Raw genomic sequence first — 25,372 nt, 5'->3', positions numbered from 1 at the left:
TTATTCCATGGTGGGGTTAAAACAACACGATAAGGTGGCGGGGCTTAGTGGAACATCAGACGATCCCTAGAAGTGGCCTTAGTTGAACAAGTTGCGTTCTATGCAGTAAGCCAACAAGTCCTGATCGCTGCTGACTTCCAACTTGCGCATGGCCGAGACTTTTTGCGTACTGATCGTTTTGGCACTTCGATTTAACCCGCGGGCAATTTCGTTGACGCTTTGGCCTGAAACAAACAGGCGCAGAATCTCATGCTCTTTGGGGGACAACCGGGTAAAGCGTTCGTCCAGGTCGAACGATTCAAGTACCGAAGAGGCTGGCGGCACCTTGCTGCGGATCGGCGTGCCCCGGGCGATGGCCTTGAGTGCCGCCTCTATTTCGATATGCAGCTGGTTTTTCTGGATCACGCCCAGTACCCCTAGCTCCTGCAGGCGCGTCAGGATCAGCGGGTTGGAGATCATCGTCAGTACCAGCACCTGCACCTTGGGAAAGTGTCGCGCCAGGTATTCCACCAACTTCAGGCCATCGCCGTAGGGTGAGTCTGCCGGCATGTTGAAGTCGGTGATCACCAGGTCCACAGCGGTGCTTTTGAGCAGTTCGATCAACGCGTTGGAGCACACGGCTTCGCCCACCACTCGAAAGCGCTTGTCGCGCTCGACCAGTTCCCGCACCCCGACCAGCACGATGGGGTGGTCGTCTGCGATGACTACGTTGAGGGTTTCCATGGGTTGATTATCCAGAGTGAAGTTATTCAAGGGAGTCGAGCAATGCCGTGAGGCGAGCCAGGTTTTGCCGCACTTCCAGGGCCAGGGCGGTGGTGACTGCCATGCCGGTCAGGCGCTGTTCCAGCTCGACGAAGGCGGTGGCCATGTCGCCGACCTGCACCGCGCCGAGGGCGCCGGCCATGCTGTGCAGCTGCTGCGCAGTACGGTTGGCGTCCTGATGATCCAGCGCGGCCAGTGTGGCCTGCACATCCTGACGCAGGGTGGTGACAAACAGTTCGCGCATTTTGGGCGACAACGGCGGCATGTCGACAACGGCAGGCACCTCGATCTTGCAGTACTTTTCCAGCTTGGTGCGCAAGGTGGCGAGGTTCAGCGGCTTGACCATCCACGCGTTCATGCCGACGGCGGTGCAGTGTTCGCCTTCTTCACGCATGGCGTTGGCCGTTACCCCGATAATCGGCAGCGCAGCATCTTGCTGGCGCAACGCTTTGGCGAGCTGGTAGCCATTCATCACCGGCATGTTCACGTCGGTCAGCACCAGATCGAAGCGACCGGGTAACCAGTGGGTCAGCGCCTGTTCGCCATTGGCCGCCAACACCACCGAGCAGCCCAGGGCTTCCAGTTGTTCCTTGATGATCGCAGCATTGATCACATTGTCTTCGGCCACCAGCACCTGCAGGTTAAGCGGCCGTGCCTGGAGCGGCAGTGCAGGGCGGTCGTCGTGGGTGGCCCCTTGCTGTGCCAGATGGACCGCCCACGCCACTGCGCGCACATCGTCGGCATCGACGGCCCAGTCGGTGCCGTTCAATTGCGCCGGGTTCGGCCCGCCCGCCGTGGCAATGAGGCGAGTGCCGGACCAGGCTTGGCCGTGGGCCAGGTCAACCAGCAACGCGGACGGCGGCATGTCGATTGAAGCGGCACGACAATCGAGCCCCAGGCGCTTGAGCCAGCTGATCATGTGCTGTGCCCGTTCCGGTGCGTGAGCGCGCACATACACGGCCGGCATATTGGGACTGAAGGTCGGGCAGTTGTCCAATTCACCCGGCGCGGGTTCAAGGGCAATTTGCAGCGTAAAGCTGCTGCCAAGACCGGGCTCGCTGACCACCTTCAATTGGCCGTGCATCAACTCGCTCAGCCATTTGCAGATCGCCAGGCCCAGGCCGGCACCGGCCTGGCTGGTGGCATCTTCGGCCTGGTAGAAGGGGTCGAACAGCTGGTGCTGCTGCGCCTGGGAAATGCCCACGCCGGAATCGCTGACCTGCCATTGCAGGTTTACTCGGCCCTCGGTGTGTTCCAGGGCTCGCAGACGCAACACAACATGGCCGTTGTCGGTGAACTTGATCGCGTTGCTGAGCAGGTTGTTGAGGATCTGACGAATGCGCAGCGGGTCACCGCGCAACCGATCCGGCAGGTTCGCGTCGATGCACGCATACAGCTGCAGGCCCTTGGAGCGGGCGAAGGCGCTGTAGGTGCGTACGCAATCCTCCGTCAGTTCCAGTGGGCAGAAATCCTGGAGTTCGAGGGTCATCTGCCCGGCCTCGATCTTCGACACGTCGAGCACGTCGCTGATCAGCTGGAACAAGGTGGTGGAGGAGCGTTGAATAGTCTGCAGATAATCCTGCTGGCGCGGCGCGAGCGACGTGAGGCCGAGCAGTTCCAGAGTGCCGAGCACGCCATACAGCGGCGTACGAATTTCGTGGCTCATGGTCGCGAGGAAGCGGCTCTTGGCCTCACTCGCCGAGTCTGCGGCCTGGCGCGCTTCTTCGAGGGCGACGGCGTCTTCGATATGCCGGGTCACGTCGTGCACCGCGCACAGCCATGCGTCCTGGCCCTGGTAACGGGTGGGCACGAAGGCCACGTGCAGGTGGCGGCCTTCGCTTTCCAGGTCGGCCTGGCCCGGAGCGGTCTGTGTCTGTTGCTTGAGCAAGTCGAACAACGGGCGCCCGTCTTGCCACTCCAGGGCGCGCTGGTTCTGCAAGAGCACGTGATGGTCGCTGCGACGGATCACACACAAACCGGTCGGTGCGGTGTCGATGACTGCTCGGGCGAATGCCGAGCTTTCGGTGATGCTGGCATGGGCTTGGTGGGCAGGCAGTACCACCCGTGCGGTGTACCAGCGATTGAACACGCGACTGCACCCCAGCATCACCAGCACGACGGCCACCAGGCACAGCAAAGGCCATAGCGCATAGTCGAGGAAGCGTTGCAGGCTGATCACGTAGATTGCTGTCCAGGCTTGCTCGCCTTTGCTGGTCAGCTTGAACACCAGGCCGTCGCGGTTGAGGTTCACACCTTCATGCAGCACCTGGCCGGGTTTCACGGCGCCGGTCAGCACCACGCCGTCCGGGGTGATCAAGGTGAAGTCGTCGTAGATCGACCACTGCATCAGCCGCTCGATGTTATTGACCTTGGACAGGTCCAGCAGCGAGGCCACCACCACCCAGGAGTTGGCGCCGGTGACGGTCATTGCGGTGGCGGCCAGGTTGATATCGACATAACCCAACACTATCGGCGCTTCCTTGTCATCGTGGGCGGTGTCGTAGGGTTCCCAATGCACGGTGTGATTGTTGAGGGAGGTGTTCTGTAGGTGCAGGCGCTCGTTGAGTTGGGTCATCACGTCCACCAACATACCGATATGCACGTGGCCGCCATCGCGCAGCCGGCCGGAGGAGGGCACGGCAATGTCGAAGTTGTCCGGGCCGTTGACCACGACCACTTGCGGGGCCTGGTAGTGCGAGCCCGCCCAAAAGGCGCTGTAGTAAGCCGACAGGTAGGTGCCCAGGGCGAAGACGTTGGGGTATTGGTCGGCGGCGATCTTGTCGGGGTTGATTTTCAGGCTGTAGGGCAGGGAGAACGGCAAACCGCGGCCTTCATAGGTATTCGGTCCTTCTTCGGGCAACGGCTTTTGCACAAAAGGCGGCGGCGCACCCATGGCCTTGTATTTACCGGAGGTGCTGCCCCGTGAAATATCGCCCAGGAACACTTCCTGCTCGCGGATGTTCTCCATCAGCCGGGCGAAGTGGAATTGCAAGGTGTCGCGTTGCTCCTCGATCATGCGTTGCGCGCCAAGATAGCTGATGCCCAGCAGCACGAGCACCAAGGCTCCCAGTACCAGCAAGCCCTTATTCAGGCGCAGTGAACTGCTGGTGAGTTTCTCCAGGAAGGCGTTGGGGTGATGCATGACGCGGTGACCTCGCAAGCAAGCGGTGTTGGTTCACACCCGGACAGCGGGTCAATAGGCACTCGCCGGCCCGTCATGGGCCAGCAATTGCTGGAACTGGTCCGAAGACACGGCGTGAGAGATCAGAAATCCCTGGACCTGAGTGCAGTCGATCTTACGCAACAGCGCAAGTTCCTGCGCGGTTTCCACACCCTCGGCGACCACGGTCAACCCCAGCTGGCGCCCCAGGCTGACAATGCTGGTGAGCGCTTGGGCCAGTTCTTCGTTGGTATTGCAGCCTTGCACCAGTGCGCGGTCGATCTTCACCTCGGTGAAAGGCGCCGACACCAGGTTCATATAGGAACTGTAGCCCTTGCCGAAATCGTCCTGGGACAGGCCGAAGCCCTTGATGCGCAAACGGCAGGCACCGGCGTAGAAGTTGCTGATGTCATCCGGCACGGAGCACTCCATCAGCTCAAAACAGATGCGCGCGGGCAAGCCCTGATGCTCCAGCACGAAGGCGAGGATGCGGTCGGGCAGGTCATGGCTGTTGAGCAAGTGCGTGGGCAGGTTGACCGATACCGGAATGTCATAGCCCAGCTGGCGCCACGCCAACTGAGCGGCCATCGCTTGTTTGAGCACGCACCACAACAGGCGCTCTTCCAGGCCACAGGTGATCAATGCCGGCAGGAATGTGCCGGGCAACAACAGGCCGTGCTCGGGATGGATCCAGCGCACCAAGGCTTCGGCTGCGACGATGCGACCATTGCTCAAGGCTTTCTTGGGTTGGAACCAGGCTTGCAGTTCGCCGTCGTCCAAGGCGTTCATCAGGCTTTGGCAATCAATGCCCGGCTGGGTCTCGGCCGGCACCACCTGACGCAGTGCCTGCAATTGATCGATCAAACAGCGCAGGGCGGCGGCATTCACCGGCTTGGAGATCAGCCCGATCACCTTCACTTGCAGGTTGCTGGCCACCAGGCTTGCGCCCATCAACATGCGCCGTGACGCCGCACTCATGATCGCCAGGGCAGGGCGCGAAGGGTGCGCGGCCAGGCTCTGGATAAATTGCACACCGTCCATGCCCGGCATCAGCAGATCGGTGAGCACCAAGTCGAAATCCCGCTGTTTCAGGCAGGCCAGTGCTTCTTCACCGTCCCTGGCGCATACCAGGTCAAACTCCCCGAGCTCGTTGAACAGGTTTTGCAGGTACAGGTGCTGAATGGGGTGGTCTTCGACAATCAAAATGCTACAGGGCTTCATGGGTGACTCGTTCGTAGGGAGCCAGGACAGTGAACAAGGCTCGCAGCGTGAAAGGTTTGACCAGGCAGTGATTCATGCCGGCCGCGAGGCACAAGGCATCTTCGCCGCGCAGGGCGTTGGCAGTAGCGCCGATGATCGGGATGCTGCAGCCCTGGCGCCGCAGGGCTTCGGCCAGCTCGTAGCCATTGAGCCTGGGCATGTTGACGTCAGTGAGAACAATGTCGAAGGCGCCGTCGGACCAGCGTGACAAGGCGTCTTCGCCGTCACCTGCCAGCTCTACGGTGCAGCCGAGTTCTTCGAGCTGGTCACGCAGAATCAATTGGTTGATGACGTTGTCTTCGGCCACCAGGATGTGCAGGTGCAAGGGGCGCAGGTCGCGTACAACACCGCGCACCTGGGGCGAAATCACCTGGCCGTTCTGGGCGTGGCGAACCGCTTGGTGGATGGCGCCCAGATCGTTGAGGTTGACCTGCCAGCCATCGGCGCAGAACTGTGGTTCGTGGGCGCCGTCGTTGCTGGCGAGCACCCGCGGCCCATTCCATGGCACGTCGTGGCGGCGTTCGACCAGTTCAAGCAATACACAAGGCCCCGCCAACTCGGTGCTGGACGGCAGGCCGACTTGAGCGCGGGCACCCCAGCGGCGCAGCCAGCCGCAGAGGCTGTCGGCCAGTTCGCGGATCGGCGAGAGCACATACACAATTTCCGCTGCCAGAGGCTGCATGACCGTCAGCCCGATGCAGGACGGTTGCTCCAGTGGCACGGTCAGGGAAAAACTGCTGCCCAGCCCCGGCTCGCTGACCATGCGCAGGGTGCCGTTCATCAAGTGGGTCAGGCGCAGGCAAATCGGCAGGCCGAGTCCGGTGCCGGCGATCACATGGGAGTTGCCTTCGCTCTGATAGAACGGCTCGAAGATAAACGCCTGGTCGGCATGGGCAATGCCTCTGCCGGTGTCAGAGATTTGCCATTGCAGGCACACCCGTTCACCTTCGCGGCTGAGCTGTTTGACCCGCAGCACCACGCGCCCGGAGTCGGTGAACTTGACCGCATTGCTCAACAGGTTGTTGAGGATCTGGCGTACACGGCTGGCGTCGCCGATCAAGCGAAGCGGCAGTTGTGGGTCGAGACAGGCATACAGTTGCAAGCCCTTGCTTTGCGCCGCCGCCGCGTAGCCTTGCACCACTTCTTGCACCAGGGTCGGCACACAGAATTCGCTCAGTTCCAGGGCGAGTTGGCCGGCTTCGATTTTCGACACGTCGAGCACGTCGCAGATCAGTTGCAACAACGTTGCCGAAGACCCTTCGATGGCGTGCAGGTAGCTTTTCTGCTGCGCATCCAGGCGGGTGCGAGCGAGCAATTCCAGGGTGCCGAGCACGCCGTACAGCGGCGTACGAATTTCATGACTCATGGTCGCGAGGAACAAGGTCTTGGCTTCGTTGGCGGCGTCTGCCGACTGGCGCGCCTGTTCCAGTGCCGTTTCGATCTGCGTGCGTGCGCTGATGTCGCTGAAGGCACACAGCAACACGTCTTCACCCTTGTAGCGGGTGGGTGCGCAGCTCAGGTAAAGGTGGCGGCCGTCAGCGGCTTCAAAGTAATCGGTGAGGCAGGGGGCCTCGGGGTCAAAGGCGTGACGAATCCAGCCGGGGCCCAGCTGTGCGCCACGTTCACCGAGCCATTGTTGGGCAAGGGTGTTTTTCAATACCACGGCGCCGTCGGTGCGGCGCAGCACACACAGCGCCACGGGGGCAGTCTGGATCACGTCACGGCTGAACAACTCGCTTTCCACCAGAGCCTGAATGCGGTGGATCGCCGGGGTGATGAAACGGTGTTCGAGGCGACGGGTCAGCAGGCACACCAGGCTGATGCTCAGCAGGCAGAACAGCAGCGCGCCAATCATTTGCGGCCACAGCGCCCACAACACTGCGCGCAGGTCGATGGAGTAGGTGAGCTGCCAGTCCGAAGACTTCAGTTGTTTGCGCAACACCAATTGCTCGGGCAGCCAGCCGTCGCCGACAAAGCCGAAAAAGTCCTGTTGGCGCAGGTGCGGCAAGTTCTGCCCGGGCGGCGGTTTGCGGCTGTTGCTGAACAGCGGCATGCCCTGGGCATTGAACATGGTGAACTCACCGGCGCTGTGGTCGCTCAGGGCGTTGGAGACTTCGCGGTCATCCATCTCCAGGCCGAGCCAGCCGGAGTTCACGTCGCGCTCGTCGAGGCGGATGAAGATGTACAACTGCGAATGGTCGTCGGATCTGTGGGTCAGCCACAGCTCCTGCACGCTGCCGCTGAGCTTGAGGGTTTCCAGTTGGTCCAGCATGGCCTGGGGGAACTCACTGCACACCGGGGTGGCGTTATACAGCCGCAACACCTGGGCTTGAGTGCCGACATACAGCAGGTTGAGCTGCTTGGCTTTGAGGTAGCCGCGCATGCGCTGGGTCAGCCAGATGCTCCATTGCTTGCCCGGGGTTTGCCCCAGCAGCAGGCGGATTTCTTCATCGGACACTGGCAGGTCCAGCTCGGACTTGCGTGTGGCCGACAGGCTGAGGCTTTCCAGCAGGGCTTCACGGGTGGTGAAAAACGTATGGGCTTCGGCAATGGCGCTGCTCATGTAGCTGCGCCGCTGGGAGATCTCATTGTTGAAGGTGAACAACAGGAAGCTGTACACGCCGCCCAGTATGCCTACCAGCAACACCAGCGCAAAAATGCGCAACAGTCGTCGCGCGGCATGGGGCGTGGACAAGACGGGACTGATCTGGTGGAGGTAGTTCTTTAATCTCATCCCGGCACTTTAGGGGCGGCCGGGTGCAGGCAAAATCAGACGATCCTTAGAACCCACCATTCATCCGGCAAATACCAAGCAAGCTAATTATTCCATTTGACATTCGCTGCCTAAGCAGTAACATCTGGTCATACATTCACTGCCTAGGCAGTAATAAGGTGACTTCCCAATGAAACACTTCACCCCCGACAACTTCCACAACTGCCACCTCGGCTTGTTGCTCGGCCGCGCCGCACTGCTCAAAGACCGCATCATCGACACCCACATGGAGCCGTACGGCATCACTGCCGCGCAGTTCAAGGTGTTGGTGATCATGGCGCTCTATGGCATCGACACCCCGGCCGAGCTGTGCCGCCACCTGTCGCTGGACAGTGGCTCGATGACCCGCATGCTCGATCGCCTGGAGCAAAAGGGCCTGCTCGAACGCCAGCGCAGCGCCCAGGATCGTCGCCAGGTTCAGCTGGTGTTGACGGCCGAAGGCCAGAAATTGGCGGACACCTTGCCCCATGTCGGCACCGACGCCCTGAACCAACTGGCGGGCTCCCTGGAACCCGGCGAGCTGGAAGCGCTGGAGCGGATTCTCAAGAAAATTCTGATAGCCGCAGGTGACTCCATCACCCTGCTGCGGGTAGGTAAAGAATGAAAACGCGTGCACTGAGCCTGGTGCTGGTGGCGATGAGCATGGCCGGTTGTGCCAACTTCAGCGGCCTCGACACCCAGGGCCAACGCCTCGACGCCAACACCCTGCAAACCGGTAAATCCTTGAGCGGCGTGACCCTGTCGCCCGCCGCCTGGCCGACTGCCGACTGGTGGAAGAGCCTTGGCGACCCTCAACTCGACGGCCTGATCCAGGAAGCCCTGCAAAACAGCCCCGACATGCAAGTGGCCAGCGCCCGTGCCCACCAGGCCGAAGCCGCCGCCTTTGCTGCCGACGCCGCGCGCATGCCGACCCTGGACGCCAGCGCTGGCGTCAGCCGTTCGCGCCTGGCCAAGGACCAGGACCCGCGCGGTGAAGGCGATGCCTACGCTACCGTGCGTAACATCGGCGCCAGCTTCAACTACAACTTCGACCTGTGGGGTGGCCAACGTGCCGCCTGGGAAGCTGCGTTGGGGCAGGCGCGTGCCGCCGAAGTCGACCAACAGGCCGCACGCCTGACCCTGGCTGCCAACGTGGCCAAGGCCTACAGCGACCTGGGCCAGGCGCACATCGTGCGTGACCTGGCCAACGACGACCTCAAACGCACCCGCCAGATGCTCGACCTGGGCAAGCGTCGCCTGAATTCGGGCATCGACAGCCAGTACCAGTACCAGCAGACCGAGAGCCTGGAAGCCAGCTCCGAGTCGCAACTGATCGACGCAGAAAAACAACTGCAGAGCGCCAAGATCGCCCTGGCAGTGCTGCTGGGCAAAGGCCCGGACCGGGGCGGCGAACTGGCCCGCCCCAACGTGCTCAAGCCCAGCGCCGTCGCCGTGCCTTCGGTGTTGCCGGCCGAGCTGCTGGGCCGTCGCCCCGACCTGATCGCGGCCCGTTGGCGCGTAGAGGCTGCGAGCAAGAGCGTGGCCGCGAGCAAGACCCGCTTCTACCCCAACCTCAACCTGAGCGCGAGCGCCGGGGCCGAGTCGTTGCTGGGGGATGCGATGTTCGGTTCGGCCAGCCGCTTCTTCAGCATTGCGCCGACCATCTCCCTGCCGATCTTCGACGGCGGTCGCCTGCGCGCCGACCTCGATGCCCGCGACGCCGATTACGACCTGGCGGTGGCGCAGTACAACAAAACCCTGGTGCAGGCCCTGGGCGATATCGGCAACAGCCTGGTGCAATTGCGCGAAACCGGCCGGCAGATCCAGGCCCAGCAACACGCCGCGGATATTGCCCAGCAGTCCTACGACACCGGCGTGCAGCGCTACAGCTCGGGCATCGGTAACTACCTGGATGTGCTCAGCATCGAGCAGCAATTGCTGCAGGCCCAGCGTCAGCTGGCGACCTTGAACGCTGCGCAGATCGATCTGTCGATTCAATTGATGCAGGCCCTGGGTGGCGGATTCAACGCCGCAAACGTGGCAGCGGCCACCCCAGCAACGCGTACGGAATAATCTGAGGTATTAGTCATGGCCACTGCCGACAGCAACGCCGCAACAGAAAAAGACACCAACCCACGCAAGCGCAAAGTGATGCTGATCGGCCTGGCGCTGATCGTCATCCTTGGCATCGTCGGCGTGTGGGGCTGGTATGAACTCTACGGCCGCTTCAATGAAAGCACCGACGACGCTTATGTGAACGGCAACGTGGTGGAGATCACCCCGCTGGTCACCGGCACCGTGGTCAGCATCGGTGCCGACGATGGCGACCTGGTCCACGAAGGCCAGGTGCTGATCAACTTCGACCCCAACGACGCCGCCGTCGCCCTGCAAAGTGCCCAGGCCAACCTGGCTCGCACCGTGCGCCAGGTGCGCGGCTTGTACAGCAATGTCGACGGCATGAAGGCCCAGGTACTGGCGCAGCAAGCCAACGTGCAAAAGGCCCAGGACAACTACAACCGTCGTAAGAACCTCGCTGCCGGCGGCGCGATTTCCCAGGAAGAACTGTCCCACGCCCGCGACGACCTGACCTCGGCGCAAAACGCCCTGGCCAACGTGCAGCAACAGTTCAAGACCAGCAGCGCGCTGGTGGATGACACCGTGATCTCGTCCCACCCGGACGTACAAGCCGCCGCTGCCCAGTTGCGCCAGGCCTACCTGACCAATGCGCGCAGCACCTTGATCGCGCCGGTGACCGGCTATGTGGCCAAACGCACCGTGCAACTGGGCCAACGCGTACAGCCAGGCACTGCCTTGATGGCCGTGATCCCGCTGGACCAGCTGTGGATCGACGCCAACTTCAAGGAAACCCAGCTGCGCAACATGCGCATTGGCCAGCCAGTGGATATCGAGTCGGACATCTACGGCAGCGACGTGAAGTTCAGCGGCACCGTCGACAGCCTCGGCGCCGGCACCGGCAGCGCGTTTGCCCTGCTGCCTGCGCAGAACGCCACCGGTAACTGGATCAAGATCGTGCAACGGGTGCCGGTGCGCATCCACATCAACGCCGACGAACTGGCCAAGCACCCGCTGCGCGTAGGCTTGTCGACAGTGGTCAACGTTGACCTGCACGACCAGAGCGGCCCGGTACTGGCGCAACAAGCGCCGCAAAAAGCCTCGTTCACCACCAACGTGTACGACCGCCAACTGGCCGAAGCCGACGCCATGATCACCCAGCTGATCCATGACAACAGCCTCGCCGCGCCCAAGGCTGTGCAACGCTGATGAGCAATAACGCCTCCTTCACGCCACCCAGCCTGTTGATGGCCACTATTGGCCTGTCGCTGGCGACCTTTATGCAGGTGCTCGACACCACCATCGCCAACGTGGCGTTGCCGACCATTTCCGGCAACCTGGGCGTGAGTTCGGAGCAGGGCACCTGGGTGATCACCTCGTTTGCGGTGAGCAACGCCATTGCCTTGCCGCTCACCGGTTGGCTGAGCCGCCGCTTCGGCGAGGTGAAGCTGTTCCTGTGGGCGACCATCCTGTTTGTGCTGGCCTCATTTCTTTGCGGTATTTCCACCTCGATGCCCGAGCTGATCGCCTTCCGGGTGCTGCAAGGCTTGGTGGCGGGGCCGCTGTACCCGATGACCCAGACGCTGCTGATTGCGGTCTACCCCCCGGCCAGGCGCGGCATGGCCCTGGCGTTATTGGCGATGGTCACGGTGGTAGCGCCGATTGCCGGGCCGATCCTCGGCGGCTGGATCACCGACAGCTACAGCTGGCCGTGGATCTTCTTTATCAACGTGCCCATCGGCATCTTTGCGGTGATGGTGGTGCGTTCGCAGCTGAAGAAACGCCCAGTGGAAACCAGCTACCAGCCGATGGATTATGTGGGCCTGCTCAGCTTGATCGTCGGGGTGGGTGCGTTGCAGATCATCCTCGACAAGGGCAATGACCTGGACTGGTTCGAGTCCAACTTCATCATCATTGGCGCGGCGATTTCGGTGATTGCCCTGGCGGTGTTCGTGATCTGGGAACTCACCGACAAGCACCCGGTGGTCAACCTGCGCTTGTTCGCCTACCGCAACTTCCGTATTGGCACCATTGTGTTGATCCTGGGCTACGCGGGCTTCTTCGGCATCAACCTGATCCTGCCGCAGTGGCTGCAAACCCAGATGGGCTACACCGCCACCTGGGCGGGCCTGGCGGTGGCGCCGATCGGCATTCTGCCGGTATTGATGTCGCCGTTCGTGGGCAAGTACGCGCACAAGTTCGACCTGCGCCTGCTGGCGGGCCTGGCGTTCCTGGCGATTGGCTTGAGCTGCTTCATGCGGGCGGGCTTCACCAATGAGGTGGACTTCCAGCACATCGCCCTGGTGCAGCTGTTCATGGGCATTGGCGTGGCGCTGTTCTTCATGCCGACCTTGAGCATCCTGATGTCCGACTTGCCGCCACACCAGATCGCCGACGGCGCCGGCCTGGCGACGTTCCTGCGGACCCTGGGCGGCAGCTTTGCAGCATCGCTGACCACCTGGATCTGGATTCGCCGAGCAGACCAGCACCATGCGTACATGAGCGAAAACATGACCACCTACGACTCGGCGACCCGCGATGCGTTGCAGGCGCTGGGCGGGGCAGGGCACAAGGCGTATGCGCAGCTGGACCAGATCCTCACCAGCCAGGCGTACATGATGTCTACCGTGGACTACTTCACGTTGCTGGGGTGGATGTTCATGGCCTTGATGTTGCTGGTGTGGCTGGCCAAGCCGCCGTTTGGCGCGAAGGCTGGGCCGGAAGCTTCCGGCCACTGATCTACAAAGATTGGAATGCAAACCCCTGTGGGAGCTGGCTTGCCTGCGATGCGGGCACCGCGGTGTATCAGATGCACCGAGGTGATGCCATCGCCGGCAAGCCGGCTCCTACAGTGGGTGGGGCAACGCCAACTGCGGATTGACGAAGTCAAACGCCGCCAGCTGAAACCCTTGCTCATCCACCTGCAACGCCCACCCTTGCTTGTCCCAATCCCCCAGCACAATGCGCTTGGCCGCCTGGTCGCCAATCTGCAGCTTATGAATGGCGGGGCGGTGGGTGTGGCCGTGGACCAGGGTGCGCACGCCAAACTGCTGCATCACCCGTGGCACTTCCTCGGGGGTCACATCGACGATGTCGTTGGCCTTCATGCGCGTCTGCGCACGGCTTTCACTGCGCAGCTTGCGCGCCAGCTTGTGGCGGGTGCGCAGGGGCAGATGACGCAGTATGAACAGCACAATCGGGTTGCGCAGGATGCGCCGCAGCTTCATGTAGCCGACGTCGCGGGTGCAGAGGCTGTCGCCGTGCATCAACAGCACAGGCTCGCCATGGAGCTGCACGACACTCGGGTCCTTGAGCAAGGTGGCACCTGCGGCTTTGCAGAATGCCTTGCCGATCAGGAAATCGCGATTGCCGTGCATGATGAAAATCGGGGTGCCGCTGTCGCTCAGCTCACGCAGAGCCTCGCCAATCGAACGCTGGAAGGGGGTCATGCCGTCGTCGCCAATCCAGGCTTCAAAGAAGTCCCCCAGAATGTACAACGCCTGGGCGCCACGGGCGCGGCCGTGGAGCAGATCCAGAAACGCCCGGGTAATGTCCGGGCGTTCCTCTTCCAGATGCAAATCTGAAATAAGCAGGATCACGCTTAGATGATCTCGGCTTTCTCGACGATAACGTCTTCTACCGGAACGTCCTGGTGGCCGGCTTTACCGGTGGTCTGCACGCCTTTGATCTTGTCGACGACGTCCTGGCCTTCGGTGACTTTACCGAATACCGCGTAGCCCCAACCCTGCACGTTCTTGCCGCTGTGGTTCAGGAAGGCGTTGTCGGCAACGTTGATGAAGAACTGCGCGGAGGCCGAATGCGGCTCCATGGTACGGGCCATGGCGACGGTGTACTTGTCGTTGGAAAGGCCGTTGTCCGCTTCGTTCTGGATGCTTGGGCGCTTGTCTTTCTTTTCTTTCATGCCTGGCTCGAAACCGCCGCCCTGGATCATGAAGTTACCGATGACACGGTGGAAAACGGTGTTTTCGTAGTGGCCGGCGTTCACGTACTCGATGAAGTTGGCGACGGTGATCGGCGCTTTCTCGGCGTTCAGCTCGATGACGATGTCACCGTGGTTGGTGGTCAGTTTGACTTGAGTCATGTTCACTACTCTTTTCAGGGAATTCGTGGGTTTGGGTGCCCGGGGCACCACGACCGGTATGGCGAAACTGCGGCCAAGGCGCGCAGTTTAGCGTGACCTGCAGGAATTTCGAGGTGGTTTTTTACCGCCCATGCAATAAATGCAGCAGTTTTCGGCCTCGCTCTGTCAGGTGCTTGACAGCATCGGCTATGATATCGCCTTTGTTTTGTCGGCCTAGCCCGGCCACGTACTTGTCTGTTCAAGGATCCTATGAGCAAGCCCACTGTCGACCCTACCTCGAATTCCAAGGCCGGACCTGCCGTCCCGGTCAATTTCCTGCGCCCGATCATCCAGGCGGACCTGGATTCGGGCAAGCACACGCAGATCGTCACCCGCTTCCCGCCAGAGCCCAACGGTTACCTGCACATCGGCCACGCCAAGTCGATCTGTGTGAACTTCGGCCTGGCCCAGGAGTTCGGTGGCGTCACGCACCTGCGTTTCGACGACACCAACCCGGCCAAGGAAGACCAGGAATACATCGACGCCATCGAAAGCGACGTGAAGTGGCTGGGCTTCGAATGGTCCGGTGAAGTGCGCTATGCCTCGCAATACTTCGACCAGTTGCACGACTGGGCCATCGAACTGATCAAGGCCGGCAAGGCCTACGTCGACGATCTGAGCCCGGAACAGGCCAAGGAATACCGTGGCACCTTGACCGAGCCGGGCAAGAACAGCCCGTTCCGCGACCGTTCGGTGGAAGAGAACCTGGACTGGTTCGCCCGTATGCGCGCCGGTGAGTTCCCGGACGGCGCCCGCGTGCTGCGTGCCAAGATCGACATGGCCTCGCCGAACATGAACCTGCGCGACCCGATCATGTACCGCATCCGCCACGCCCATCACCACCAGACGGGCGACAAGTGGTGCATCTACCCGAACTACGACTTCACCCACGGCCAGTCGGACGCCATCGAAGGCATCACGCACTCCATCTGCACCCTGGAGTTCGAAAGCCATCGTCCGCTGTATGAATGGTTCCTGGAGCATCTGCCAGTGCCGGCGCACCCGCGCCAGTACGAGTTCAGCCGCCTGAACCTGAACTACACCATCACCAGCAAGCGCAAGCTCAAGCAACTGGTTGACGAGAAGCACGTGCACGGTTGGGACGACCCACGCATGTCCACACTGTCGGGCTTCCGTCGCCGTGGCTACACCCCGGCGTCGATCCGCAACTTCTGCGACATGGTCGGCACCAACCGTTCCGACGGCGTGGTCGACTTCGGCATGCTCGAATTCAGCATCCGCCAGGACCTCGACGCCAACGCCCCGCGCGCCATGTGCGTGCTGCGTCCGTTGAAAGTCGTGATCACCAACTACCCGGAAGACCAGGTCGACAACCTCGAGTTGCCGCGCCACCCGCAGAAAGAAGAACTCGGTGTGCGCAAGCTGCCGTTCGCCCGTGAAATCTACATCGACCGCGATGACTTCATGGAAGAGCCGCCAAAGGGCTACAAGCGCCTGGAACCGGCCGGCGAAGTGCGCCTGCGTGGCAGCTATGTGATCCGCGCCGACGAAGCGATCAAGGACGCCGATGGCAACATCGTCGAACTGCGTTGCTCGTACGACCCGGACACCCTGGGCAAGAACCCGGAAGGCCGCAAGGTCAAAGGCGTGATCCACTGGGTGCCGGCTGCCGCCAGCATCGAGTGCGAAGTGCGCCTGTACGATCGCCTGTTCCGTTCGCCGAACCCTGAGAAGGCCGAAGACAGCGCCAGCTTCCTCGACAACATCAACCCTGACTCCCTGCAAGTACTCACTGGTTGTCGTGCCGAACCCTCGTTGGGCGAAGCGCAGCCGGAAGACCGTTTCCAGTTCGAGCGCGAAGGTTACTTCTGCGCAGATATCAAGGACTCGAAACCCGGTCGCCCGGTATTCAACCGTACCGTGACCTTGCGTGATTCGTGGGGCCAGTGATTCTCTAAGGAAGCCGTTGTGCTAACGATCTACAACACACTCAGCAAGACCAAAGAAGTCTTCAAGCCGCTGGATGGCAACAAGGTGCGCATGTACGTGTGCGGCATGACCGTGTACGACTACTGCCACATCGGCCACGGCCGCAGCATGGTTGCCTTCGACCTGGTGACCCGCTGGTTGCGTTTCAGCGGCTATGACTTGACGTACGTGCGCAACATCACCGACATCGACGACAAGATCATCAACCGCGCCAACGAAAACGGCGAGTCGTTCGACGCGCTGACCGAGCGCATGATCGCCGCGATGCACGAGGACGAGGCGCGCCTCAACATCCTCAAGCCGGACATGGAACCGCGTGCCACGGACCACATCCCTGGCATGCACGCGATGATCCAGACCCTGATCGACAAGGGTTACGCCTACGCCCCGGGCAATGGCGACGTGTACTACCGCGTCGCCAAGTTCATGGGCTACGGCAAGCTGTCGCGCAAGAAGATCGAAGACCTGCGTATCGGCGCACGTATCGAAGTGGACGAAGCCAAGCAAGACCCGCTGGACTTCGTGCTGTGGAAAGGCACCAAGCCGGGCGAGCCGAGCTGGGAGTCGCCATGGGGCGCGGGCCGTCCGGGCTGGCATATCGAATGCTCGGTGATGTCCACCTGCTGCCTGGGCGAGACCTTCGATATTCATGGCGGCGGCAGCGACCTGGAGTTCCCGCATCACGAAAACGAAATCGCCCAGAGCGAAGCGGCCACCGGCAAGACCTACGCCAACGCCTGGATGCACTGCGGCATGATCCGCATCAATGGCGAGAAGATGTCCAAGTCCTTGAACAACTTCTTCACCATTCGCGACGTGCTGGAAAAGTACCATCCTGAGGTTGTGCGCTACCTGCTGGTGTCCAGCCACTACCGCAGCGCGATCAACTACTCGGAAGACAACCTCAAGGACGCCAAAGGCGCCCTGGAGCGTTTCTACCACGCGTTGAAAGGCCTGCCGAGCGTAGCGCCTGCCGGCGGCGAAGCCTTCGTGGCCCGCTTCACCGAAGTCATGAACGACGACTTCGGCACCCCGGAAGCCTGCGCGGTGCTGTTCGAGATGGTGCGCGAGATCAACCGTTTGCGTGAGAGTGATCTCGATGCTGCGGCAGGTTTGGCAGCGCGCCTGAAAGAACTGGCCAGCGTGCTGGGGGTTCTGCAAATGAAGCCTGAAGACTTCCTGCAAGCCGGCGCCGAAGGGCGTGTGGATGCGGCTGAGGTGGATGCGCTGATCCAGGCGCGCCTGACGGCGCGTGCCAACAAGGACTGGGCGGAATCCGACCGTATTCGCGACCAACTCACCGCCATGGGCGTGGTGTTGGAAGACGGCAAGGGTGGCACCACCTGGCGCTTGGCTGATCAGGCTTGATCGGTAAACGCTGAACAAAAAAACGCCCCGACTGGTTCGGGGCGTTTTTTTGCACATCACTTTAACAACTCACTCGATCAAACTGTGGGAGCTGGCTTGCCTGCGATGGCGGTGGATCAGCTTGCACATCAGTGACTGATAGACCGCCATCGCAGGCAAGCCAGCTCCCACATTTAGACTTGGGCCGACATTAAGATCCCAGTCGGCTCCTATGCCGCCATCGCCGGCAAGCCGGCTCCTACAGGTGTGTGGTTTCAGGTTTTTGCAATGGCATAGCGGCTCTGCACAAAGCCGTTTGCCGATACCTCTGTGCCAAGATGGCGAAGCGCGTGCTCGCTGCCAATCATGCCGAACAACGCAATGCCTTGCCCCAGCAACACCGGAATGCGCGTGATGATCAGCTCGTCGATCAGGCCCGCCTCAAGAAGCGCCTGGATCGTCTGCCCGCCGTCGATATACAGATGCTTCATGCCGCGCTCGGCCAACTGCTTGACCAGTGTGCCCACATCCGCCGCCAGCACTTCCACCTTGCCCTGTAGATGCGCGGGAATCTCCAGCGCCTGACGAGACAGCGCGATGACCGGCAAACCCTCATAAGGCCACTCGGGAAAGGACAGGACTTTCTCCAACGTCTTGCGACCCATGACCAAGGCATCGACGCTGGCAATGAAGTGTTCATACGTCACGCCATTCAAGGTGGCGATTTCATATTCCGGGCGGTGAAGCCACTCGATGTCGCCGTCAGGCCGTGCAATGAAACCGTCAACGCTGGCTGCGATAAATACCGAACACTTGATTTCCATGGGGGATGAATCTCCTTTTTCCTATTTGTTTTGACGCGTGCCAAATCGTAGCTTTAGATAACCCTACGACCCAGCCCACGACGAAAATGGCAGTGATTAAAATGGATTGTATTTTCTGCAGCATCGTTAAAAAAACCGCCCCAGCCCACATCCTGTGGGAGGACGACCAGCACATGGCCTTCCTTTCGATCTTCCCCAATACCCCGGGTTTCAGCGTGGTAATCCCCAAACAGCATTACGGCAGCTATGCGTTTGCGCAGTCGGATGAAGTGTTGTCGGCGTTGATCGTGGCGACCAAGAAGACTGCGTTGCTGATCGACCGCGCGTTTCCCGATGTGGCGCGGACCGGGATGATGCTGGAAGGTTATGGCGTGGACCACCTGCATGCGAAGTTGTTTCCCATGCATGGCACGGGCTCGGACAGTACCTTCAAACCGTTGAGTTCGAAGGTGGACAAGTTCTTCGAGGCCTATGAAGGCTATATCTCGTCCCATGACCATGCGCGGGCGGATGATGCCGGGTTGGCGGATTTAGCGGCGCACATCCGATCTTTCGCCTAGCAAAATCCCACTGTAGGAGCCGGCTTGCCGGCGATGGCGTCCTCAAAATCGCCATCGCCGGCAAACCGGCTCCTACAGGGTTCAAGAAATCAGCGCCGGCTGCTGACCTCGGCCGGCACATCATCACCGGCCATACGCTTGCGGAACAACGCCGTGCGTGCCAACAGCAACGTGGTCACCGGCACCGTGATCGACAACAAAATCGGGATCAACCACCCGTGCAACACCGGCCCGGACTTGAGCACCGAAAAATAGATAATCGACGCCAGCGCCACGCACCAGGCACCCAGCGTCGAAGCCAACGCAGGCGGGTGCATGCGCTGGAAAAAGTCTTTCATACGCAGCAAGCCGATCGCGCCAATCAGCGCAAACACGCTGCTGAGCACCAGCAGCACCGCCACGATCACTTCCACCCATAACGGCATCATTCAATCACCTCCCCACGCAGCAGGAATTTCGCCAGGGCAAACGAGCCGACGAAGCCGAACAGCGCAATCAGCAGCGCCGCTTCGAAGTAGGTGTCACTGGCGTACCGAATGCCCAGCACCAGCATCATCAGCATCGCCAGGATGTACAGGTAGTCCAGCGCCAGTACCCGGTCCTGGGCCGACGGGCCTTTGAACAGGCGGATCAGCGTCAGCACCATGGCCAGCGAGAACAGGAACAGGCTGAACAGGATCGCATTGGAGAGCAGGGCGCTCATTCGAAGATCTCCATCAGGGGCCGCTCGTAAGTGGACTTGAAGTGCTCGATAAAGGGCGCTTCCTCCTCAAGATCAAACACGTGCAAGAGCAGGATGCTGCGGTCCAGCGCCAGTTCCGACCAGATGGTGCCGGGCACCACGGTGGTGATCATCGACAGTGCAGCCAGGCCGTTGGGGTCGCGCAGGTCCAGCGGGATCTTGATAAAGCGCGAGCGCGGCGGGCGCGAGCCGCACATCAGCACGCCCCAGGCCACTTGCAGGTTGGAGACGATCACATCGCGACCCACCAGGAAGAACAGGCGAATGATCACCCCGGGGCGGCGAATGCGGATCGGCAACGGCCGCAGCGGCGCCATCATCAGCGGCGCGAGAAACCCCAGCACCGCGCCCAGCAACAGGTTGCCGGGGCTCACGGACAGGTTGAGCACCAGCCACAACAACCACAACGCCAACGACAGCCACGGGGCAGGGAACAGGCGCTTCATGGTTGCACCTCCAGCGCGGCGGCCTTGGCTTCAGGGCTCGGCACCGGGCGCGTTGCCATCACTGCCATCACGTAGTGTTCCGGGTTGTTCAGGCTGACGGCGGTGTCCTGGGTATAGCGCATCAGCGGCTCGGCCTTGAAGGTCAGCAGGATGCTCAAGCCCAGCAGGAAGAAGATCGGCACGCACTCGTAGCGCCGCAGCAGTGGCGAAGGGCGCTCTTCCGGGGTCCAGAAGCGCTGGATGCCCAGGCGCGCGAAGGCGATCAGCGAGGCCAAGCCGGAGAGGATCAACAGCGCCACCAGGCCCCACGCAGCAGGGCGGATCGGCGCATCGATGCTGACGCCCAGGCCCAGCGGGTTGACCAGTGCACTCAACAAACTGAGTTTGCCGATAAACCCGGACAGCGGCGGCATGCCGATGATCAGCAGGGCACAGGCGATAAAACTCAAGCCCAGGAATGCCATGGTCCAGGGAATCACCTGGCCGACCACGGCTTGCTGTTCATCGTCGAGGTTCACGCCGGGACGCGGGTGCAGGGACTCCATGGCCTTGGGCAGCGCGTCGATTTCTTCATCCAGCGGCAAGTCGTTGGCCGAGCGCGAACGCTCGATCAACTCGGCCAGCAGGAACAGTGCGCTCAATGCCAGCGTCGAGCTGACCAGGTAAAACAGCGCGCCAGCGGTCAAGCTTGGCTGAGCAAAGCCGACGGCGGACAACAAGATCCCCGCCGACACCAGAATGCTCAAGCTGGCCATGCGCTCCAGCCGCTGCGCCGCCACCATCGCCAAGCCGGCGCAGATGATGGTCGCCATGCCGCCGTACACCAGCCAGTCACCGCCAAACAGCGCCGAGGCACCGGCCTGGCCAGAGAACAGCAAGGTCCACAGGCGCAGCACGGTGTACACGCCAACCTTGGTCATGATCGCGAACATCGCCGCCACGGGCGCACTCGCCGAAGAATAGGCGGGTGCCAGCCAGAAGTTCAGCGGCCACATGCCGGCCTTGGCCAGGAAGGCCGTCGCGAGGATCGCCGCCCCTGCGTGCAACAAACCTCGATCAGCTTCCGGCACCAACGGGATTTTCAATGCCAGGTCAGCAAAGTTCAGCGTGCCGGTGACGCCGTAGATCATCGCCGCGCCAATCAGGAACAGCGACGACGCCAGCAGGTTGATCGCGATGTAATGCAGCCCCGCCGACACCCGCGCCCGGCCCGAGCCGTGCAGCATCAAACCGTAGGACGCTGCCAGCAGCACCTCGAAGAACACGAACAGGTTGAACAGGTCGGCGGTGAGGAAGGCGCCGTACAAGCCCATCATCTGCACCTGGAACAACGCGTGGAAGCTGGTGCCCGCGCGGTCCCAGCGGGCCATGGCGAATATAAGCGCGCTCACGCCGATGATGCCGGTGAGCACCAGCATCAGCGCCGACAATTGGTCCACCACCAACACGATGCCGAACGGCACCTGCCAGTTGCCCGGCAGGTATACGCCAATCGAGCCGGGGCCGCCTTTTTGCGTCCAGTACAGCAGCAGGATCGCGATGCCCAGCCCGATGATGCTGGAGACCAGGTTGATCTGTGCTTTCAGCGGGCGGCGTTTTTCGCCAAGCATCAGCATCAACGCGGCGGTCATCAGCGGCAGCAGGATCGGCGCGACGATCAGTTGATTCATCCACGTCATTCCTTGGGCTCCCGGCCGTCCACATGGTCCGTGCCGGTCAGGCCCCGGGAGGCGAGCAGCACCACCAGGAACAAGGCGGTCATGGCGAAGCTGATCACGATGGCCGTGAGCACCAGCGCCTGGGGCAGGGGGTCAGTGTAATTGAGCAGGTCTTGCGGCACGCCGTCCTTGATGATCGGCTCCTTGCCGATGAACAGGCTGCCCATGCTGAAGATGAACAGGTTCACCCCATACGACAACAGGCACAGGCCCATCACCACCTGGAAGGTCCGTGGGCGCAGGATCAACCACACGCCGGAGGCCGCCAGGACCCCAATGGCAATTGCGATGACTTCTTCCATCAGGCGGCTCCTTCTGTGGCGGCCACGGCTTTGGCCTGGTTGCTCGGTTTGTGCGCGCGCACCGACTGGTGGCCGAGGGCGGTGAGCATCAACAGCGTCGAGCCGACCACCATCGCGTACACGCCGACGTCGAAGAACAGCGCGCTGGCGATATGGATATCACCCAGCAGCGGCAGGCTGAAATGCCAGGTGTGGGTGGTGAGGAACGGGTAACCGGCCAACAACGCGCCGAGCCCGGTGAGGGTTGCAGACAGCAGGCCGAAGCCCATCCAGCGCATCGGCCGCAGGCTCATCTGTGCCTCGACCCACTGCGTGCCGGCGACCATGTATTGCAGGATAAACGCCACCGACATCACAAGGCCGGCGACAAACCCGCCGCCCGGTTGGTTGTGGCCGCGCATGAACAGGTAGAACGACACCACCAGCGCAATCGGCAGCAGCAGGCGCACCAGCACCGCTGGCACCATCATGAAGCCCAGCGCGGTGTCGCTGGCCTGGCGCGGGTTGACCAGGTCGGTGGCCACGTCCGGTGCCAGCTGACGCTGTTGTGGCGGCAACTCCATGCTCTCTTTGGATGGACGGAATCGTCGTAGCAGCGCATAGACCGTCAGCGCCACGGCGCCGAGCACGGTGATTTCGCCGAGGGTGTCGAAGCCCCGGAAGTCCACCAGCATCACGTTCACCACATTGCTGCCGCCGCCTTCGGGCAGGGCGCGGCTCAGGTAGAACGAGGAAATATCGTTGGGCGTCTGGCGCGTCAGCATCGCGTAGGACAGCAACGCCATGCCGCCACCGACCACGGTGGACAGCAGGAAGTCGCGCAGCCGACGGATGCGTGCCTTGCGCAAGGAGCTGGGCAGTGGCGAGACCTCTTCGATCCGCCGTGGTAGCCAGCGCAGGCCCAACAGGATCAGCACAGTAGTGACCACTTCGACCACCAGTTGGGTCAGCGCCAGGTCCGGCGCCGAGAACCACACGAAGGTCACGCAGGTCATCATGCCGCACACGCTGACCATAGTCAGGGCTGCCAGCCGGTGGTACTTGGCTTGCCAGGCGGCGCCGAGGGCGCAGGCGATTGCCAGCAGCCACAGGGTGACGAACACGATGGAACCCGGGATTTTCGGGCGATCACCCCAGCTGAGGCCGCTGTTGAGCATCGGGATCATGCCGCCGACCACCGCCACCAGCACCAGCAAAAACAGCTGGGTTTGCAGGCGCTTGGTGCTGATGCGTTTCTCGATCTTGCGCACGCCGCGCATCATCACCACCAGGCAGCGCTCGAACATGCGCTTGCCGTTGAAGTAGCTGATGATCGGCGGGTATTTGAAGCGGCCGCGCTTGAGTTGCTTGCGCAGCACCAGGTACAGCACCACGCCGCAACTCATGGCCACCAGGCTCATGATCATCGGCGCATTCCAGCCGTGCCAGATCGCCAGGCTGTATTCCGGCAGCACCCCGCCGACCACCGGCAAGGCCGCAGCGGCGAGAATCGAACCGACCACTTGGGCCGGGAAGATCCCCACCAACAGGCAGGTGAACACCAGCAATTCAACCGGCGCGCGCATCCAGCGTGGCGGTTCGTGAGGCGTGTGGGGCAGGTTGGTGGCGGTGGGGCCGAAGAACACGTCGACGGTAAAGCGCAGGGCATAGACCACGCTGAACGTGCCCGCGATGGTCGCGATCACCGGCAGGGCGAACTCCACCCAGGCGGTGGAGGAGATGAACACGGTTTCGGCGAAGAACATTTCCTTGGACAGGAAGCCGTTGAGCAACGGCACCCCGGCCATGGACGCGCTCGCGACCATCGCCAGCGTGGCGGTGAACGGGATCAGCCGGACCAGGCCGCTGAGCTTGCGGATATCCCGGGTGCCGCTTTCATGGTCAATGATCCCCGCCGCCATGAACAACGAGGCCTTGAAGGTGGCATGGTTGAGGATGTGGAACACCGCTGCGACGGCAGCCAGCGGGCTGTTGAGGCCCAGCAGCAAGGTGATCAAGCCGAGGTGGCTGATGGTGGAATAGGCCAGCAGGCCTTTGAGGTCGTTCTGGAAGATGGCGCAGTAAGCGCCGAGGAGCAGGGTGAGCGCGCCGGCACCGCCGACGATGTAGAACCATTCTTCGCTGCCGGACAGCGACGGCCACAGGCGGGCCAGCAGGAACACGCCGGCCTTCACCATCGTCGCCGAATGCAGGTACGCCGACACCGGCGTGGGGGCCGCCATCGCGTGGGGCAGCCAGAAGTGGAAGGGGAACTGCGCGCTTTTGCTCAAGGCGCCGATCAACACCAGGGCCAGCATCACCGGGTACAGCGAATGTGCGCGAATCTGATCGCCCGCCGCCAACACCTGGTCCAGGTCATAGCTGCCAACCATATGCCCCAGCAGCATCACGCCCGCCAGCAGGCACAAGCCGCCCGCGCCGGTGACCATCAACGCCATATAGGCGCCACGCCGTGCATCGGCGCGGTGGTGCCAGTAGCCGATCAGCAGGAACGAGAACAGGCTGGTCAGTTCCCAGAAGAACACGATCTGGATCAGGTTGCCGGAGATCACCAGGCCAAGCATGGCGCCCATGAACGCCAGGAAAAACGCGAAGAAACGCGGCACCGGGTCGTCCGGCGACATGTAGTAGCGCGCATACAACGACACCAGCGTGCCGATGCCGAGCACCAGCATCGAGAACAGCCAGGCAAACCCGTCCATGCGCAACACGAAGTTCAGCCCGAGGCTGGGCAACCACATGAATTCTTCGCGGATCACGCCACCGTGGGCGATCTGGGGGTAGAGCAGGGCGACTTGAATGGTGCCGACCAGGGCCACAAGGCCGGCCAACAGGGATTCGGTGTTACGTGCATTGTGCGGCAGCATGGCCGCCAGACAGCTGCCAATGAACGGCAGAAGCAGTAGAACTATCAGGGACATAGGCTTCTAATCTGCGGGAGTTTGGGATGCATCATACGTGCCGCTTTCACGATCACCAAACGGCAACATGTGGCAGGATCCTACAAGGTAGGCCGAAAATGCCTACTTGGCACTGTTGCACCGGCGTCAATATTGAAATGCGATCCCTGTGGGAGCCGGGCTTGCCCGCGATGGCGGCCTGGCAGTCGGCCCGGTTCTATCAGGTGTAAATCAGTCAAATGTGGGAGCTGGCTTGCCTGCGATAGCGGTATGTCTGTGTACATATCCGTTCCTGCGGTAACGGCCACTTATGGTTCCGCTCTTACAGCGGGTCACTTTTGGAAGGACCCAAAAGTAACCAAAAGGTCCTCGCCCCACCACTCGGCACCTCGCCTAGGCTCGGTGTGCCCTCTCTCCGGCTTGAATCCGTGGGCC

At 61.8% G+C, this 25,372-nt stretch carries 20 protein-coding genes; 7 read left to right on the top strand and 13 right to left on the bottom strand.

Annotation, left to right across the window (positions count from 1 at the left end):
• Positions 1-78: 78 nt before the first annotated feature.
• The 4 genes from HX792_RS26530 to HX792_RS26515 are packed head-to-tail and all read right to left on the bottom strand — an operon-like array spanning position 79 to position 7,916.
• A complete protein-coding gene (locus HX792_RS26530) occupies positions 79-723 on the bottom strand; it encodes a response regulator (RefSeq protein WP_176998851.1) in 645 nt (214 codons plus the stop codon).
• Positions 724-745: 22 nt separating this feature from the next.
• Positions 746-3,904, bottom strand: a complete 3,159-nt coding sequence (locus tag HX792_RS26525; RefSeq protein ID WP_176998850.1) for a hybrid sensor histidine kinase/response regulator — start codon at positions 3,902-3,904, stop codon at positions 746-748.
• A 51-nt stretch (positions 3,905-3,955) separates the two neighbouring features.
• On the bottom strand, positions 3,956-5,143 hold the full coding sequence (locus tag HX792_RS26520) for an EAL domain-containing response regulator (protein ID WP_176998849.1): 1,188 nt from the start codon (positions 5,141-5,143) through the stop codon (positions 3,956-3,958).
• Positions 5,130-7,916: an ATP-binding protein gene (locus tag HX792_RS26515; RefSeq protein ID WP_176998848.1), complete on the bottom strand. Its 2,787-nt coding sequence runs from the start codon at positions 7,914-7,916 to the stop codon at positions 5,130-5,132. Before HX792_RS26515 ends, HX792_RS26520 begins: the two co-directional genes overlap by 14 nt.
• Positions 7,917-8,085: 169 nt before the next feature.
• Here HX792_RS26515 and HX792_RS26510 point away from each other — a divergent pair, with 169 nt between their 5' ends.
• From HX792_RS26510 to HX792_RS26495, 4 genes are read left to right on the top strand one after another with little or no spacing between them, the layout of a single operon-like run.
• Entirely contained in the window at positions 8,086-8,559 is a 474-nt protein-coding gene (locus HX792_RS26510) for a MarR family winged helix-turn-helix transcriptional regulator (RefSeq protein WP_176998847.1), read from the top strand.
• Positions 8,556-10,007, top strand: a complete 1,452-nt coding sequence (locus HX792_RS26505; protein ID WP_176998846.1) for an efflux transporter outer membrane subunit — start codon at positions 8,556-8,558, stop codon at positions 10,005-10,007. The genes HX792_RS26510 and HX792_RS26505 overlap by 4 nt, the downstream gene beginning before the upstream one ends.
• A gap of 15 nt (positions 10,008-10,022) precedes the next feature.
• Positions 10,023-11,216: an efflux RND transporter periplasmic adaptor subunit gene (locus HX792_RS26500; protein ID WP_176998845.1), complete on the top strand. Its 1,194-nt coding sequence runs from the start codon at positions 10,023-10,025 to the stop codon at positions 11,214-11,216.
• Entirely contained in the window at positions 11,216-12,745 is a 1,530-nt protein-coding gene (locus HX792_RS26495; protein WP_176998844.1) for a DHA2 family efflux MFS transporter permease subunit, read from the top strand. Before HX792_RS26500 ends, HX792_RS26495 begins: the two co-directional genes overlap by 1 nt.
• Before the next feature lie 108 nt (positions 12,746-12,853).
• Here the strand turns inward: HX792_RS26495 and lpxH are convergent, their stop codons facing one another.
• Both lpxH and HX792_RS26485 read right to left on the bottom strand, forming a co-directional pair.
• Positions 12,854-13,606: a UDP-2,3-diacylglucosamine diphosphatase gene (lpxH, locus tag HX792_RS26490; protein WP_176998843.1), complete on the bottom strand. Its 753-nt coding sequence runs from the start codon at positions 13,604-13,606 to the stop codon at positions 12,854-12,856.
• Positions 13,607-13,608: 2 nt separating this feature from the next.
• Positions 13,609-14,109: a peptidylprolyl isomerase gene (locus tag HX792_RS26485; RefSeq protein WP_123717841.1), complete on the bottom strand. Its 501-nt coding sequence runs from the start codon at positions 14,107-14,109 to the stop codon at positions 13,609-13,611.
• A 249-nt stretch (positions 14,110-14,358) separates the two neighbouring features.
• Here HX792_RS26485 and HX792_RS26480 point away from each other — a divergent pair, with 249 nt between their 5' ends.
• Together HX792_RS26480 and cysS are read left to right on the top strand one after the other, a co-directional pair.
• Positions 14,359-16,059, top strand: a complete 1,701-nt coding sequence (locus tag HX792_RS26480) for a glutamine--tRNA ligase/YqeY domain fusion protein (protein ID WP_176998842.1) — start codon at positions 14,359-14,361, stop codon at positions 16,057-16,059.
• An 18-nt stretch (positions 16,060-16,077) separates the two neighbouring features.
• Positions 16,078-17,466: a cysteine--tRNA ligase gene (gene cysS / locus HX792_RS26475; RefSeq protein ID WP_176998841.1), complete on the top strand. Its 1,389-nt coding sequence runs from the start codon at positions 16,078-16,080 to the stop codon at positions 17,464-17,466.
• A gap of 254 nt (positions 17,467-17,720) precedes the next feature.
• Here cysS and HX792_RS26470 read toward each other — a convergent pair whose 3' ends face one another.
• Positions 17,721-18,269, bottom strand: a complete 549-nt coding sequence (locus tag HX792_RS26470) for a dihydrofolate reductase family protein (protein WP_176998840.1) — start codon at positions 18,267-18,269, stop codon at positions 17,721-17,723.
• Positions 18,270-18,370: 101 nt separating this feature from the next.
• On the opposite strand from HX792_RS26470, the gene HX792_RS26465 reads away from it, so the two are divergent.
• Positions 18,371-18,829, top strand: coding sequence for an HIT family protein (locus tag HX792_RS26465; RefSeq protein WP_176998839.1), 459 nt, complete (start codon positions 18,371-18,373; stop codon positions 18,827-18,829).
• An 89-nt stretch (positions 18,830-18,918) separates the two neighbouring features.
• On the opposite strand, the gene HX792_RS26460 is transcribed toward HX792_RS26465, so the two are convergent.
• From HX792_RS26460 to HX792_RS26435, 6 genes are read right to left on the bottom strand one after another with little or no spacing between them, the layout of a single operon-like run.
• The gene (locus HX792_RS26460; protein ID WP_043205555.1) at positions 18,919-19,257 is read right to left on the bottom strand and encodes a Na+/H+ antiporter subunit G; all 339 of its coding nucleotides are present in this window, start codon (positions 19,255-19,257) and stop codon (positions 18,919-18,921) included.
• Positions 19,254-19,532 (bottom strand): K+/H+ antiporter subunit F, encoded by a 279-nt coding sequence (locus tag HX792_RS26455; RefSeq protein ID WP_005789171.1) that lies wholly within the window; start codon positions 19,530-19,532, stop codon positions 19,254-19,256. The genes HX792_RS26460 and HX792_RS26455 overlap by 4 nt, the downstream gene beginning before the upstream one ends.
• On the bottom strand, positions 19,529-20,017 hold the full coding sequence (locus HX792_RS26450; RefSeq protein WP_176998838.1) for a Na+/H+ antiporter subunit E: 489 nt from the start codon (positions 20,015-20,017) through the stop codon (positions 19,529-19,531). Before HX792_RS26450 ends, HX792_RS26455 begins: the two co-directional genes overlap by 4 nt.
• Positions 20,014-21,696: a monovalent cation/H+ antiporter subunit D gene (locus HX792_RS26445; RefSeq protein ID WP_176998837.1), complete on the bottom strand. Its 1,683-nt coding sequence runs from the start codon at positions 21,694-21,696 to the stop codon at positions 20,014-20,016. Before HX792_RS26445 ends, HX792_RS26450 begins: the two co-directional genes overlap by 4 nt.
• Positions 21,693-22,037, bottom strand: a complete 345-nt coding sequence (locus HX792_RS26440) for a Na+/H+ antiporter subunit C (RefSeq protein WP_003192163.1) — start codon at positions 22,035-22,037, stop codon at positions 21,693-21,695. The genes HX792_RS26445 and HX792_RS26440 overlap by 4 nt, the downstream gene beginning before the upstream one ends.
• Positions 22,037-24,958, bottom strand: coding sequence for a monovalent cation/H+ antiporter subunit A (locus HX792_RS26435; RefSeq protein ID WP_176998836.1), 2,922 nt, complete (start codon positions 24,956-24,958; stop codon positions 22,037-22,039). Before HX792_RS26435 ends, HX792_RS26440 begins: the two co-directional genes overlap by 1 nt.
• Between the last annotated feature and the right edge of the window lie 414 nt (positions 24,959-25,372).

The organism is Pseudomonas sp. B6002 (assembly GCF_013385985.1).
Classification (GTDB): domain Bacteria; phylum Pseudomonadota; class Gammaproteobacteria; order Pseudomonadales; family Pseudomonadaceae; genus Aquipseudomonas.
Note: the sequence above shows the minus strand (reverse complement) of the source record. Positions and strands in the feature narration are given on the sequence as shown.